We start from the raw sequence: 13,888 nt of genomic DNA, 5'->3' as shown, positions 1-13,888 counted from the left end.
GGGCAGATCAGTCCATCGGGAACTCCTTCTGGAACCCGCGAAACTCCGTGCGGTGGGCCTCCTCGTCGGCGAGGATCGTCACCGCCACGTCCTCCGTAACGGGATCGTTGGCCTCGGTCGCGGCCTCGATCAGCGACCGGTAGGTCTCGATGGCGTCCGCTTCGGCCTCGAGGACTCCCTCGATGACCGACTGGACGTCGGTCGTATCCTCGGGCGGCTGGAGGCTGTGCTGGTTGGCTTCGAACGACTCCGAGCCCGGCGGCGACTCGTCGAGCTGTTTCAGCCGCTCGCCGAGTATTCTGGCGTGGTCGAGTTCCTCCTGAATGTCCTCCTCGAGGCTCGTCTTGACCTCCTCGGCGTGGATGCCATCGAGGACGATCGCGTTGGTCTGGTAGTTCATCACGGTCTCGAATTCGTCGATGTATGCGCCGGTCAGCAGGTCGGTGATCTCGTCGGTCGTCATGCCGCCGGTCCCTACCACAAGAGGGTATAAAGTGTTCATCCGCGCGTCTGCCCGCCACGACGACCGCCCTCGAGGATCGACGACGAGTCGGATGAAAGTGGACGATCACGCACTTATTACGGCTGTTGTGGGACTACATCTAACGTTCTGGAACGAACACGATACTGGCTGCCCGAACGTTCACCGCGGAGCGCGCGCCAGCGCTTGCGAGCGACGAACCGGCCCCGATCGGCGACGAAACGGGGGCGATCGCGGTTCGTTCGGGCCGATCGGACGGAATACCACATACTATACTAGGTCATATATGTCGATAATATGCCGCTGCCGTCATGCGATTCTTCGATTCTTCACGATCGATCGAGAACGTTCAGTCCGCCGACGGCTCCGTCCGCAGCGGTAGTTTTATATACCTCGTCGCACCTCGGGTTGAGATACAATGTCTTCACAAGACAGCCCATCCTCTGACAACAGTCAGGGGGGTCGAGTTCTTCCAGGGCACGTTAGATTCCACTGACGAAATAGAGTCAGCACGTGTCTTCGATACGACCCTCCGGGACGGCGAACAGTCGCCCGGCACATCGTTTTCCTACGACGACAAACGGCAGATCGCGTCCATCTTGGACGAGATGGGAACCCACGTTATCGAAGCCGGGTTCCCCGTCAACTCCGACGCGGAGTTCGAAGCCGTTCGTGATATCGCTTCGGCAACCAGTTCGACGACCTGTGGCTTAGCCCGCGTCGTCGACGGTGATATCGAAGCGGCCCTCGATTCCGGCGTCGAGATGGTGCATACGTTCGTCTCCACCAGCGACGTCCAGATCGAGGACTCGATGCATGCCACCCGGGAGGAAGTCGTACAGCGCGCAGTCGAGTCGGTCGAACGCATCAAAGAGGCAGGCGTGACCTGCATGTTCTCGCCGATGGATGCGACCCGGACCGACGAGGAGTACCTGATCGACGTGATCGAAGCGGTCACCGAGGCAGGCACCGACTGGATCAACATCCCCGACACCTGCGGGGTCGCGACACCGACCCGATTCCGGGCCATGATCGAGAAGGTCTGTGCCCACACGGACGCGCGGGTCGACGTCCACACCCACGACGACTTCGGGCTGGCCACCGCCAACGCGCTGGCCGGCATCGAAGCCGGCGCGGCACAGGCGCAGGTCTCGGTCAACTCGATCGGCGAGCGGGCCGGCAACGCCGCCTACGAGGAGTACGTGATGGCCGTCGAGTCGCTCTACCAGTGCGACACCGGGATCGACACGACGCGCATCACCGAACTCTCGAGCGTCGTCGAGGAGAAAAGCGGGATGGACACGCCGGGCAACAAGCCCGTCGTCGGTGCCAACGCCTTCTCCCACGAGAGCGGCATCCACGCCGCCGGCGTCATCGAGAACTCCGACACCTTCGAACCCGGCGTCATGACCCCCGAGATGGTCGGTGCCGAGCGCCGACTGGTCATGGGGAAACACACCGGGACCCACTCGGTCCGGGAGCGACTCGTCGAGCGCGGCTTCGAGCCCACCGACGAGCAGGTCAAGGCGGTCACCCGCCGCGTCAAAGACTACGGGGCCGAGAAGCGCCGAGTCACCGTCGACGACTTAGAGCGCTTCGCCGAAGAGGCCGGCGTCGAGCGCCGGAACGAGGAGGAGGTGCGGATCTGAGCGATGTCCTCCCCGTTTGCCACCCGCCGCGAGCAGCGGCTGTCGCGTTCGATCGGGCACACTCGTAAGGGTTATATCCCTCGAGGGAGCTACGTAGACAGTAATGACGGTCCGCGCTTCCCTGTCGATGTCCGCCAACGCGGTCGACAGCAGCGCGTTCGGTTCGATTCGTATTGTAGGGGCAGTATAGCCCCTCATATAGTACTTCGTCGCTTCAGACCCGAATTCGCCGCATCGTTCTTCGAGCGATCAGCGACCCACCAGATGACACACTACCGTACACCACTCGATCGCCAGCAAACGGCGGGAGACAACCGATGAGCGAACGCGCAGCAAAGGTCACACCGACCGACGAAGAACAGGACGACGAGCAGATCACCGACAGCGCCGCGCCCGATGCGGCCACCGAGGAGCCGGCGGCCGGCACCGAGACGACGACCGATCCCGTCACCTCGGGTGCCGAGGCCGTCGTCCGCGCGTTGGAGAACGCGGGCGTCGAGTACGCCTTCGGCGTACAGGGCGGGGCGATCATGCCCGTCTACGACGCGCTGTACGATTCGGACATCTACCACGTGACGATGGCCCACGAGCAGGGCGCGGCCCACGCGGCCGACGCCTACGGCATCGTCTCGGGCGAGCCGGGCGTCTGTCTGGCCACGTCGGGGCCGGGCGCGACCAACCTCGTGACCGGCATCGCCGACGCCGACATGGACTCGGACCCGATGCTTGCGCTGACCGGACAGGTCCCGACGGAGTTCGTCGGCAACGACGCCTTCCAGGAGACCGATACGACCGGCGTCACGACGCCGATCACGAAGGACAACACCTTCGCGAGCGGCTCCGACACCGTCGGCAACGACGTCAGCGAGGCCTTCGCGCTGGCCCGTGAGGGCCGGCCGGGGCCGACCCTGGTCGACCTGCCCAAAGACGTCACCAACGGGGAGACCGACCGCGAGCCCGACGCGCCGACGGTGCCCGAAACCTACGAGGTCCAGGAGCGGGCCGACGAGGAGATCGTCGCGGCCGCCGCGGAACGGATCGAGAACTCCGAGCGGCCCGCCCTCCTGCTGGGCGGGGGCGTCATCAAGGGCGAAGCCAGCGAGGCCTGCCGCGAGTTCGCGATCGAACACGAGATCCCGGTCATCACCACGATGCCCGGCATCGGTGCCTTCCCCGAGGACCACGAGCTGTCACTCGAGATGGCGGGGATGCACGGCACTGGCTACGCCAACATGGCGATCACCCACTGTGATACCCTGATCGGGATCGGTACCCGGTTCGACGACCGCCTGACCGGCGGCATCGAGACCTTCGCGCCCGAGGCGGAGGTCATCCACGTCGACATCGATCCCGCGGAGATCTCGAAGAACATCCACGCGGACTACCCGCTGATCGGCGACGCTGAAACCGTCGTCGAGCAGTTAGACGAGGCGGTCGACGACTCGCCGGAAGCCACAAAGTGGCGCGCTCAGTGCCAGCAGTGGAAGTCCGACTACTCGATGGCCTACGACGCGCCGAAGGACAAGCCGGTCCAGCCGGAGTTCGTCGTCGAGGCCCTGGACGAGGCCACCGACGACGACACCATCGTCACGACCGGCGTCGGCCAACACCAGATGTGGGCCTGCCAGTACTGGACCTACACTGAGCCCCGCACCTGGGTCTCGAGTCACGGGCTCGGTGCGATGGGCTATGGCCTGCCGTCGGCGATCGGCGCGCGACTGGCGGCCGACGACGACCAGGATGTCGTCTGTATCGACGGCGACGGCTCGTTCCTGATGACGATGCAGGGGCTGTCGGTCGCGGTCCGCGAGGACCTCGATATCACGGTCGCCGTCCTCAACAACGAGTACATCGGGATGGTCCGCCAGTGGCAGGACGCCTTCTTCGAGGGCCGACACGCCGCTTCGGACTACGGCTGGATGCCCGAGTTCGACAAGCTCGCCGAGGCCTTCGGCGCGCAGGGGTACCGGATCGACGACTACGACGATGTCGCCGACACCGTCGCGGACGCCATCGCGTACGACGGCCCCTCGGTGATCGACGTCCACATCGATCCCGACGCCAACGTCTACCCGATGGTGCCAAGCGGCGGCGACAACGGCCAGTTCGCACTCACGGAGGACCAGCTATGAAGAAGGGACTCGAGGGCCCACCACCGGAGGACCGACCGACACCCGCGGGACGGCGCAACAAGCAGGGCATCCGCATCGACCCCGAGGTCGAAGCGACCCACGAACCCCGTCGGACCGTCATCTCGGCGCTGGTCGAACACGAGCCCGGCGTCCTCTCGGACGTCTCGGGACTGTTCTCGCGCCGCCAGTTCAACATCGAGAGCCTCACCGTCGGCCCGACCGAGGACGACGATCGCGCGCGGATGACGATCGTCGTCGAGGAGCCGGATCCGGGCATCGACCAGGTCAAGAAGCAACTGCGCAAGCTCGTGCCGGTCATCGCGGTGCGCGAACTCGAGCCCGACGCCATGCGCCGGGAACTCGCGCTGATCAAGGTCGACGCCGCCGACCCCGCACAGATCGCCGCCGTCGCGGAGATGTACGGCGGCAAGACCGTCGACTCGAGCCCGCAGACGGCGACGGTCGAGGTCACCGGTGCGCGCCAGAAGATCGAGGCCGCGATCGAGACGTTCAGTCAGTTCGGGATCCGGGAGATCTCCCGGACCGGGACGACGGCGCTGGCCCGCGGAACCGACCCGACAGGGACGGCCAGTGCAACGGCACAGCCCGCCGACGAGGCGAACCACGACGAACCCTACACAGCAGACGATGACTGACGACTTCACCACCGACATCTACTACGACGATGATGCAGACGTATCGACGCTCGACGACGAGACCGTGGCCGTGCTGGGCTACGGGAGCCAGGGCCACGCCCACGCGCTGAACCTCCACGACAGCGGCGTCGACGTGATCGTCGGCCTCCGCGAGGGCTCGTCCTCGCGCTCGGCCGCCGAGGCCGACGGGCTCACGGTCGAGACGCCCGCCGACGCGGTCGCAGCGGCCTCCTACGTGTCCGTCCTCGTGCCCGACACCGTTCAGGCGGACGTCTACGAGAACGCCATCGAACCGAACCTCGAGGCCGGCGACACGCTGCAGTTCGCCCACGGGCTGAACATCCACTACGCCCAGATCGAGCCGCCCGAAGACGTCGACGTAACGATGGTCGCGCCCAAGAGCCCGGGCCACCTCGTCCGCCGCAACTACGAGAACGACGAGGGGACGCCCGGTCTGCTCGCGGTCTATCAGGACACGACGGGCGATGCGGACGAACGGGCCCTCGCGTACGCGAAAGGGATCGGCTGTACCCGCGCCGGCGTCATCGAGACGACGTTCCGGGAGGAGGTCGAGTCCGACCTCTTCGGTGAGCAGGCCGTCCTCTGTGGCGGCGTCACCTCGCTGGTCAAACACGGCTACGAGACGCTGGTCGACGCCGGTTACTCGCCGGAGATCGCCTACTTCGAGTGTCTCAACGAACTCAAACTGATCGTCGACCTGATGTACGAAGGTGGCCACGCCGAGATGTGGGACTCCGTCTCCGACACCGCCGAATACGGCGGCCTCTCCCGTGGCGACCGCATCGTCGACGAGAACGTTCGCGAGAACATGGAGGAGACCCTCGAGGAGATCCAGAACGGCGAGTTCACCCGCGAGTGGATCCTCGAGAACCAGGCCGGTCGCCCGAGCTACAACCAGCTCCGGGAGGCCGAGAAGAACCACGAGATCGAGCAGGTCGGCGAGCGCCTGCGGGACCTGTTCGCGTGGGCAGAGGAAGACACCGAAGACGAGTCCGTCCAGGTGCAGGCGGACGACTGAAAGCAAACCCATGACAGCAAACGACAACACGGACACGATAGCCGAGATCAGCCACACCAACCCCTACACCGGGGAGACGGCCGGTCGCCTGTTCAACCGCGGCCCGATCGTCGCAGCGGACGGTGGGACGCCCGATGCGACCGAACCCGCCGACACTGACGAGGCCGACGAACGGACCGACACGAAAGAGACGATGCGCGACGTCGACCACACGCCGCCAGGGGACGCCGCGGACGCGAACCGCGTCTTCGAGCGCGGCCGAACACAGCCCGTAGAGGACGAGGAATGAGCGAGGGCACACTGTACGACAAGGTCTGGGATCGACACAAAGTCACCACGCTGCCGACCGGACAGGACCAGCTGTTCGTCGGGCTCCACCTCATCCACGAGGTCACGAGCCCGCAGGCATTCGGGATGCTCCGCGAGCGCGACCTCGAGGTCGCCTACCCCGAACTGACCCACGCGACGGTCGACCACATCGTCCCGACGGCCGACCAGTCCCGCCCATACGAGGAGGATGCAGCCGAGGAGATGATGGCCGAACTCGAGGAAAACGTCCGCGAGGCCGGCATCGAGTTCTCGGACCCGACGACGGGCGATCAGGGGATCGTCCACGTCATCGGCCCGGAGCAGGGACTAACCCAGCCCGGCAAGACGATCGTCTGTGGCGACAGCCACACCTCGACCCACGGTGCCTTCGGCGCGCTCGCCTTCGGCATCGGGACCTCCCAGATCCGCGACGTCCTCGCGACGGGGACCGTCGCCATGGAGAAACAGAAGGTCCGCAAGATCCAGGTCGACGGCGAACTCGGCGAGGGTGTCGAAGCCAAGGACATCATCCTCGAGATCATCCGCCGACTCGGTACCGAGGGCGGCGTCGGCTACGTCTACGAGTACGCCGGCGAAGCCATCGAGAGCCTCGGGATGGAAGGGCGGATGTCGATCTGTAACATGTCCATCGAGGGCGGCGCTCGCGCGGGCTACGTCAACCCCGACGAGACCACCTACGAGTGGCTGGAAGAGACGGACTACTTCCGGGAGAACCCCGAGAAGTTCGACGAACTCAAGCCCTACTGGGAGTCGATCCGCTCCGACGAGGACGCCGAGTACGACGACGTCGTCCACATCGATGCGAACGAACTCGAGCCGGTCGTCACCTGGGGCACCACGCCCGGCCAGGGGATCGGTATCACGGATCCGATCCCGGAGCCGGAATCGCTGCCCGCGGAGAAACAGGATACCGCCCGACGCGCGCAGGAACACATGCGCGTCGAGCCCGGCGAGACGATGGAGGGCTACAATATCGACGTGGCCTTCCTCGGCTCCTGTACGAACGCCCGACTGCCGGACCTGCGACGCGCCGCTCGGATCGTCGAGGGACGGGAGGTCGCCGACGACGTCCGCGCGATGGTCGTCCCCGGCAGCCAGCGCGTCCAGAAAGCCGCCGAGGAGGAAGGGCTCAAAGACACCTTCGAGGAAGCCGGCTTCGAGTGGCGCAATGCCGGCTGTTCGATGTGTCTGGGCATGAACGAGGACCAGCTCGAGGGCGACGAGGCCTGTGCCTCCTCCTCGAACCGGAACTTCGTCGGCCGACAGGGCTCGAAGGACGGCCGGACCGTCCTGATGAACCCGCAGATGGTCGCCACGGCGGCGATCACCGGTGAAGTGACCGACGTTCGCGAGCTGCCGGAGACGGAGGTGACGGCATAATGAGCGACGAGGTCGAAATCCCCGAAGTCGACGCGGTTTCGGGGTCAGGCATCCCGATCCGGGGCAACGACATCGACACCGACCAGATCATCCCCGCCCGCTTCATGAAGGTCGTCACCTTCGACGGGCTGGGCGAGTTCGCGTTCTTCGATCTGCGGTTCGACGACGACGACAACCAGAAGGACCACCCGTTCAACGAGGACCGCTATCAGGACTCCTCGGTGATGGTCGTCAACAGCAACTTCGGCTGTGGCTCCTCCCGCGAGCACGCGCCCCAGGCCCTGATGCGCTGGGGCATCGACGCCATCATCGGCGAGAGCTTCGCCGAGATCTTCGCGGGCAACTGTCTGGCGCTCGGCATCCCGACCGTCACGGCCGACAGCGAGACGATCGAAGCCCTCCAGGACTGGGTCGACGAGAACCCCGACGGCGAGATCGACATCGACGTCGAGGCCGAAGAGGTCACCTACGGCGACGAGACGATCGACGTCACCGTCGACGACGCCCAGCGCAAGGCCCTCGTCGAGGGCGTCTGGGACACGACGGCGTTGATGAAGTCAAACGCCGGCGCGGTCCGCGAGACGGCTCGCGAACTGCCTTACGTCGACGACGCGGCGATCCCGGAAGCGGAATAACGCCGTTTTCGGGTCGTTTTTCCCACCGTTTCACGACTCTCGGCTACTGTTCGATCGACGTCGTCGTCCCGTTCGTCGCGACCTCGGTCCACGGTTTGCGAAACAGTACACACTGAAAGCGGCAGGGGATCGCCGCTATCGCGGGATATTTCGGCTCTAGCCGACTACGGCGTGGTATGACTCGATATCTAGACGGCGCTCTTTTCGCGGTACTCGCCGTTCTCTGGGGGTTTTCCTTCCCGGCGATCTCGATCGGCCTCGAGTACCTCCCGCCGCTGCTCTTTGCGGCCGCACGGTACGACATCGCGGCGGTCCTGTTGTTGACCGCGGCCGTCGTCCGGGTCGAGAAGTGGCGACCAACCGCACGGAACGACCTGCTCGCGGTCGCGGGCGGCGGCGTCTTCCTCATCGCCGGCAACGGCCTGCTCTTTCTCGGCCAGCAGACGGTGCCGAGCGGCGTCGCTGCGATTTTGCAGGGGCTGGTGCCGATCATCACCGCGCTGTGGGCCATTCCGCTACTGGGCGAGCGACTCTCGCCGCTCGGAGCCGTCGGTGCGGCGATCGGCTTTCTGGGCGTCGGCCTCGTGATCCAGCCCGATCCGGCCAACCTGCTCGCCGGCGATACCGCCTCGAAGTTGCTCATCGTCGGGCAAGTCTGTAGCGTCGCGCTCGGTGGCGTGTTGATCCAGCGGGCCGGCCCGACGCTCGAGCAACTGCCGCTGGTCGGCTGGTCGATGCTCGTCGGCGGCCTCGTCTTGCACGCGGTCAGCCTCGCGGTCGGCGAGTTTCCCAGCACCGATGTGATCGGCCCCGTCTCGATGGGCGCGTTGCTCTATCTCGGGGTCTTCGCGACCGCGATCGCCTTCATGATCTACTTCCGTGTCCTCGCGGAACACGGCGCGTTCGAGGCGGCGCTGATCGGCTATCTGGTCCCGATCGTCGCGACGGTCGCGAGCGTCGTCTTGCTGGGCGAGGAGATCGGCATCCTGACCGTCGCCGGCTTCGGACTGGTCGCGGTCGGCTTCGCCCTGCTCAAGCGGCGCGCGATCGCCGACGCGGTGGGGTTCTCGACGGGCGTCGGAAGCCCCTGATTGGCGAGTGGGTCGGGACAGTCGGCTCGAGCCGCGAGTGGCATGATACCGGTATCGATACCCTCTTTTCGGCCCCGCGACGATGATTGGGCATGACACACGAGATCGCCGTCATCCCGGGCGACGGAATCGGACAGGAAGTAACGCCGGCCGCCGTCGAGGTACTCGAGGCCCTCGAGCCCGACTTCGAGTTCGTCGAGGCCGAGGCCGGCGACGCGGTCAAAGACGAGACCGGTGAGGCGCTGCCACAGGAGACCTATGACCTGGCGGCGTCGGCCGACGCGACGCTGTTCGGTGCGGCCGGCGACACCGCTGCGGACGTCATTCTGCCGCTCCGGGAGGCGGTCGATTCGTTCGTCAACGTCCGCCCGGCGAAGGCGTATCCCGGCATCGACGCCGTCCGCCCCGAGACGGACCTGATCTTCCTCCGGGAGAATACCGAGGGCGTCTACGCGGGCCACGAGAATCGACTGACACAGGACGTCTCGACGCTGACCCGCGTCGTCACGGAATCCGCGTCGGAGCGGCTCGCCGAGTTCGCCTGTGACTACGTCGCCGGCGACGACCACGACGGGTTCTCGATCGTCCACAAGGCAAACGTCATGCGCGAGACGGACGGGCTCTTCCGCGATACGGTCAAAGGCGTCGCCGACGAGAACGGCGTCGAGACCGATCAGGTGCTGATGGACGCCTTCGCGACGCGGGTCTGTCTCGACCCCGAACAGTTCGACGTCGTCGTCTGTCCGAACCTCGCGGGCGACGTCCTCTCCGACCTCGCTGCGGGACTGGTCGGCGGCCTCGGCCTACTGCCCTCGGCCAACATCGGCCCCGACCGCGCCCTCTTCGAGCCGGTCCACGGCACCGCGCCCGACATCGCCGGTGAAGGCGTCGCCAACCCCGCAGCGACGATCATCTCAGCGGCGATGTTGCTCGAGTACCTGGGCTACGACGACGAGAGCGACCGGGTCCACACGGCCGTCGAGGCAACGCTGGAAGACGGCCCGCGAACGCCGGATCTGGGCGGTGACGCCTCCACCGAGGACGTGACCGCGGCGATCATCGATCGCCTGTAACGGGGGTCACTCGCCGTTTTTTAGTAGCACGGGGTCGCCCAACACCGCATGGATCGGAACGATCGGGCCGTGACGGCCTTCGCCATGCTCGGCCACGCCACGTTCCACACTTACGAGCTGGTGATTCCGATCTTCGTCGCCATCTGGCTCGAGGCCTTCGCGACGACGCCGGCGGTGCTGGGGGCCGTCGTCGGCGCGAGCTACGCCCTGGTCGGGGTCGGCGCACTCCCGAGCGGTCTGCTCGCCGACCGGGTCAGTTCCAAGGCGCTCGTCCTAGCTTGCTTGCTCGGCATGGGCGCGGCGTTCGCGGTCGTCGCCGTTGCGCCGACGCTCGCGGCCCTGACGGTCGGCCTGCTGCTTTGGGGTGTGGCGGCGAGCCTGTACCATCCGGCCGGACTCGCGCTGCTCAGTCGCGGGGCGAAGGCACGCGGGACGGCCTTCGCCTATCACGGCGCGGCGGGCAACGTCGGCGTCGCGACCGGGCCCCTGCTCGCGGCGGTGGCGCTCGCGTTCGTCGGCTGGCGGGCCGTCGTCGCCCTGCTGCTCGTTCCCGCTCTCGCCGCAGCGGCCGTCGGCTGGCGACTCGAGTTCGACGAGACCGCCGGGAGCGCGGCCCGCGGCACGGCTGCCCCCGATGGCGACCGCGAGCAGCCGCGCAGTCTGGCGGCGTTCGTCGCCAGTTCGCGGCGGCTGTTCACCGTTGGCTTCGCGCTGGTCTTCGCGACGGGGATCCTCTACGGCGTCTACTACCGCGCGGCGTTTACGTTCCTGCCGGAGGTCCTCGCCGATCTGTCGCTGTTCGACCCAGTGGCGCTTGGCGGCCGCTCGTTCGAGCCGAGCCAGTACGTCTACTCCGGGCTCTTGCTGGTGGGCGGGGTCGGCCAGTACGTCGGGGGCAAACTCGTCGACCGCGCGCGACTCGAGACGGTGTTGCTGGGCGGCTACGCGGCCCTCGCCGCCGTCGCGCTCGCGTTCATCCCGTCGACGAATGCGGGGCTCGCGCCGCTGCTGGTCGTCGGGGGAATCCTCGGCTTTCTCACCTTCATGATCGCCCCGATCAATCAGGAGGCGATCTCGGCGTACACACCGGCCGACGCGCGGGGTCTCTCCTTTGGCTACTCGTACACGGCGATCTTCGGCGTTGGCGCGGTCGGCTCGTCACTGGCCGGGCTCGTCCTGACGCGATCGACGCCGACTGTGCTGTTCGTCGTCGTTGCCGCCTGTGCCGCGGTCGCCGCCCTCATCGGCGGAACGCTCCGCCGTCGCTCCGGTCGGCGGTCCCCCGACGGCGTGACGGCGGACGACTGAGACGGATTACTGTCACTGTTTCCCGGTGTACCCGCAGGACGATCGCGGGGACACCGGTACTGACTGACAGGAAACCGTATGAGCCCGCCGCGACGGCGGTGTGAAACCCGTTCCGGCCCGAAAGTTATCACGGGGGCCGTGGTACCGGCGGCCATGTCTCGAGACGACACCCTCGCCGGGGTCGACTCACGGTTCATCGAAACGGAGCGACTGGGGACCCACTACCTCGAGTCGGGGGAGTCCGACCGGGTCGGGGACGCGGGCGAGACGGTCGTGTTCCTCCACGGAAACGTGTCGTCCTCCCGTTTCTTCGAGGACGTGATGGCGGCCCTCCCCGGCCGCCACCGGGCGATCGCACCCGATCTGCGAGGGTACGGCGACTCGGAGGCGAAACCGGTCGATGCGACGAACGGGCTCGGCGACTTCGAGCGGGATCTGCACGCGCTGCTCGGCGATCTCGATCTCGCGGAGCCGGTCGTCCTCGTGGGCTGGTCCAACGGCGGCGGGGTCGCGATGCGGTACGCGATCGACCACCCCGAGGCGGTCGCGGCCCTCGTCCTCGTCAACCCGCTGTCGCCGTACGGCTTCGGCGGGACGAAAGACCTCGAGGGAACGCCGTGTTTCGACGACTACGCCGGCTCCGGCGGCGGGATCGGCAACGATGCCTTCGTCGCCGGGCTGGCGGACCGCGACCGTGGCGTCGAGGGCCGGACCTCACCGCGGAAGGTCCTGCGGACCTACTACGTCGATCCGACCCACGAGTTCGACGCCGAACGCGAGGAGTCGTATCTGACCGGGATGCTCGATACCGCGACCGGCGATGGGAACTACCCCGGCTCGTCGAACCCCAGCGACAACTGGCCCGGCATCGCTCCCGGCGAAACCGGGGTGAACAACGCCATCTCACCCAGGTACTGCGACCTCGAGGGAATCACTGAGATCGACGCCGATGCCAAGCCGCCCGTGCTGTGGATCCGCGGCGACTCCGATCAGATCGTCTCGAACGCCTCGCTGTTCGATCTGGGGACGCTCGGCCGGATGGGCGAACTCCCCGACTGGCCCGGCGAGGACGTCTTCCCGCCCCAGCCGATGGTCGACCAGACCCGCGCCGTCTGCGAGCGCTACGCCGACCGCGGCGGCGAGTTCGAGGAGATCGTCTTCGGCAACACCGGCCACGCTCCCCATCTCGAGGTGCCGGGGGACTTCGGCGATCGGCTCGAGTCGGTGCTTCGGGGCTGAGATAGTGGCTGCGGTGTGACGGGTCAGGACTTCGAGTTCCGCTTCGAAATCGCGTCGGCATCGGCCGCCGCTTCCTCCTGTTCGTCAGTCGCGCCCGCGCTGCGCATCGTCCGCAGCGTCGAGAGGCCGCGCTTGCGGGTGACGCCCTTTGAGATCCTGACGCCGTCGAAGGTCCCCTCCCAGCGGTCGTCGCTCGCGCCGAGGTGGTCCATGTAGTACGCGAACGCCCCGAGCCACAGCAAGACGGCCGTCAGTACGAGGAAGGCAAGCGCCGAGACGAGCGCCGACGGGTCGACGACGCCGACCGGAATCCCGGCGACGGCGTAGACGAACGCGGCGATTACCATGAGGACGGTGATCGTCGCGAACATGTCGTTGACGGCGGTCACCCGGGCGTTGTACTCGATCCACCGACCGTAGCTGCGCAGCAGTCGCACCTCGAACCGGTCGGCGTCGGCGGCCGGATCGGCCCGTGCCGTCGCAAGTGCGGCCTCGACCGCGTCGCCGTCGATCCCGCCCCGGAGGTTCGAGGCGGTGTAGGTCACGCCCGCGAGTCCTGTCGAAATCAACAGCAAGAGCGCACTGGCGATCGTGAAGACGTTGACGAACAGCGCGATATCGATCGTCGTCTGGACGACGATCGAACCGCCGGTGACGACGAGCCCGACCAACAGGAGGTTCGCCTTGAGGATCTCGATCGCCTTCTCGTCGATCTCCTGGACGCGTGCGACCTGATAGTCGAACGTCGACCGGAGTTCCTCCCGGGCCAACTCGAGGGTCTCCCGATCGAGGGCGTCCCGCTCGCCGGCCGCCGACTCCTCGGCGTCGCGCCCGTCGTCCGTGGCCGCCGGACCGCTCATGGGCCATCCTTACCC

13 protein-coding genes are annotated in these 13,888 nt (G+C 66.8%); 11 read left to right on the top strand and 2 right to left on the bottom strand.

Translation table 11 applies throughout. From position 1 onward, the window contains the following. Positions 1-7 precede the first annotated feature (7 nt). A complete protein-coding gene (locus ACERIM_RS08090) occupies positions 8-463 on the bottom strand; it encodes a ferritin-like domain-containing protein (RefSeq protein WP_006649615.1) in 456 nt (151 codons plus the stop codon). A 461-nt stretch (positions 464-924) separates the two neighbouring features. On the opposite strand from ACERIM_RS08090, the gene ACERIM_RS08085 reads away from it, so the two are divergent. The 11 genes from ACERIM_RS08085 to ACERIM_RS08035 all read left to right on the top strand — a co-directional run bounded on the left by ACERIM_RS08085 (position 925) and on the right by ACERIM_RS08035 (position 13,013). Beyond that, complete coding sequence (locus tag ACERIM_RS08085; RefSeq protein WP_373632018.1) at positions 925-2,130, top strand: LeuA family protein; 1,206 nt, start codon at positions 925-927, stop codon at positions 2,128-2,130. 317 nt (positions 2,131-2,447) lie between these two features. Beyond that, the gene (gene ilvB, locus ACERIM_RS08080; protein WP_373631977.1) at positions 2,448-4,262 is read left to right on the top strand and encodes a biosynthetic-type acetolactate synthase large subunit; all 1,815 of its coding nucleotides are present in this window, start codon (positions 2,448-2,450) and stop codon (positions 4,260-4,262) included. Beyond that, on the top strand, positions 4,259-4,918 hold the full coding sequence (gene ilvN, locus ACERIM_RS08075; RefSeq protein WP_006649618.1) for an acetolactate synthase small subunit: 660 nt from the start codon (positions 4,259-4,261) through the stop codon (positions 4,916-4,918). The genes ilvB and ilvN overlap by 4 nt, the downstream gene beginning before the upstream one ends. After that, positions 4,911-5,957 carry a ketol-acid reductoisomerase gene (gene ilvC / locus ACERIM_RS08070; protein WP_006179906.1) on the top strand — a complete coding sequence of 349 codons (1,047 nt, stop codon included), beginning with the start codon at positions 4,911-4,913 and terminating at the stop codon, positions 5,955-5,957. Before ilvN ends, ilvC begins: the two co-directional genes overlap by 8 nt. A gap of 10 nt (positions 5,958-5,967) precedes the next feature. After that, positions 5,968-6,246: a hypothetical protein gene (locus ACERIM_RS08065; RefSeq protein WP_006649619.1), complete on the top strand. Its 279-nt coding sequence runs from the start codon at positions 5,968-5,970 to the stop codon at positions 6,244-6,246. Continuing rightward, the gene (gene leuC, locus ACERIM_RS08060) at positions 6,243-7,667 is read left to right on the top strand and encodes a 3-isopropylmalate dehydratase large subunit (RefSeq protein WP_373631976.1); all 1,425 of its coding nucleotides are present in this window, start codon (positions 6,243-6,245) and stop codon (positions 7,665-7,667) included. Before ACERIM_RS08065 ends, leuC begins: the two co-directional genes overlap by 4 nt. Next, entirely contained in the window at positions 7,667-8,302 is a 636-nt protein-coding gene (gene leuD / locus ACERIM_RS08055; protein ID WP_373631975.1) for a 3-isopropylmalate dehydratase small subunit, read from the top strand. Before leuC ends, leuD begins: the two co-directional genes overlap by 1 nt. A 176-nt stretch (positions 8,303-8,478) precedes the next feature. Beyond that, a complete protein-coding gene (locus ACERIM_RS08050) occupies positions 8,479-9,393 on the top strand; it encodes a DMT family transporter (RefSeq protein ID WP_373631974.1) in 915 nt (304 codons plus the stop codon). Between the two features lie 92 nt (positions 9,394-9,485). Then, positions 9,486-10,466, top strand: a complete 981-nt coding sequence (gene leuB / locus ACERIM_RS08045; protein ID WP_373631973.1) for a 3-isopropylmalate dehydrogenase — start codon at positions 9,486-9,488, stop codon at positions 10,464-10,466. A gap of 48 nt (positions 10,467-10,514) precedes the next feature. After that, complete coding sequence (locus tag ACERIM_RS08040) at positions 10,515-11,774, top strand: MFS transporter (protein ID WP_373631972.1); 1,260 nt, start codon at positions 10,515-10,517, stop codon at positions 11,772-11,774. A 153-nt stretch (positions 11,775-11,927) separates the two neighbouring features. Continuing rightward, positions 11,928-13,013 (top strand): alpha/beta fold hydrolase, encoded by a 1,086-nt coding sequence (locus ACERIM_RS08035; protein WP_373631971.1) that lies wholly within the window; start codon positions 11,928-11,930, stop codon positions 13,011-13,013. 23 nt (positions 13,014-13,036) lie between these two features. Here ACERIM_RS08035 and ACERIM_RS08030 read toward each other — a convergent pair whose 3' ends face one another. Then, positions 13,037-13,873 (bottom strand): hypothetical protein, encoded by an 837-nt coding sequence (locus ACERIM_RS08030; RefSeq protein ID WP_373631970.1) that lies wholly within the window; start codon positions 13,871-13,873, stop codon positions 13,037-13,039. Positions 13,874-13,888: the final 15 nt, after the last annotated feature.

This window comes from Natrinema sp. H-ect1 (assembly GCF_041821105.1).
Taxonomy (GTDB): Archaea; Halobacteriota; Halobacteria; order Halobacteriales; family Natrialbaceae; genus Natrinema; species Natrinema thermotolerans.
Note: the sequence above shows the minus strand (reverse complement) of the source record. Positions and strands in the feature narration are given on the sequence as shown.

Bases quoted from the DNA above. Each gene is read 5' to 3' on its own strand.
- ACERIM_RS08090 (WP_006649615.1), bottom strand. From the start codon at position 463: ATGACGACCGACGAGATCACCGACCTGCTGACCGGCGCATACATCGAC.
- ilvB (WP_373631977.1), top strand. From the start codon at position 2,448: ATGAGCGAACGCGCAGCAAAGGTCACACCGACCGACGAAGAACAGGAC.
- ilvN (WP_006649618.1), top strand. From the start codon at position 4,259: ATGAAGAAGGGACTCGAGGGCCCACCACCGGAGGACCGACCGACACCC.
- ilvC (WP_006179906.1), top strand. From the start codon at position 4,911: ATGACTGACGACTTCACCACCGACATCTACTACGACGATGATGCAGAC.
- ACERIM_RS08065 (WP_006649619.1), top strand. From the start codon at position 5,968: ATGACAGCAAACGACAACACGGACACGATAGCCGAGATCAGCCACACC.
- leuC (WP_373631976.1), top strand. From the start codon at position 6,243: ATGAGCGAGGGCACACTGTACGACAAGGTCTGGGATCGACACAAAGTC.
- leuD (WP_373631975.1), top strand. From the start codon at position 7,667: ATGAGCGACGAGGTCGAAATCCCCGAAGTCGACGCGGTTTCGGGGTCA.
- ACERIM_RS08050 (WP_373631974.1), top strand. From the start codon at position 8,479: ATGACTCGATATCTAGACGGCGCTCTTTTCGCGGTACTCGCCGTTCTC.
- leuB (WP_373631973.1), top strand. From the start codon at position 9,486: ATGACACACGAGATCGCCGTCATCCCGGGCGACGGAATCGGACAGGAA.
- ACERIM_RS08040 (WP_373631972.1), top strand. From the start codon at position 10,515: ATGGATCGGAACGATCGGGCCGTGACGGCCTTCGCCATGCTCGGCCAC.
- ACERIM_RS08035 (WP_373631971.1), top strand. From the start codon at position 11,928: ATGTCTCGAGACGACACCCTCGCCGGGGTCGACTCACGGTTCATCGAA.
- ACERIM_RS08030 (WP_373631970.1), bottom strand. From the start codon at position 13,873: ATGAGCGGTCCGGCGGCCACGGACGACGGGCGCGACGCCGAGGAGTCG.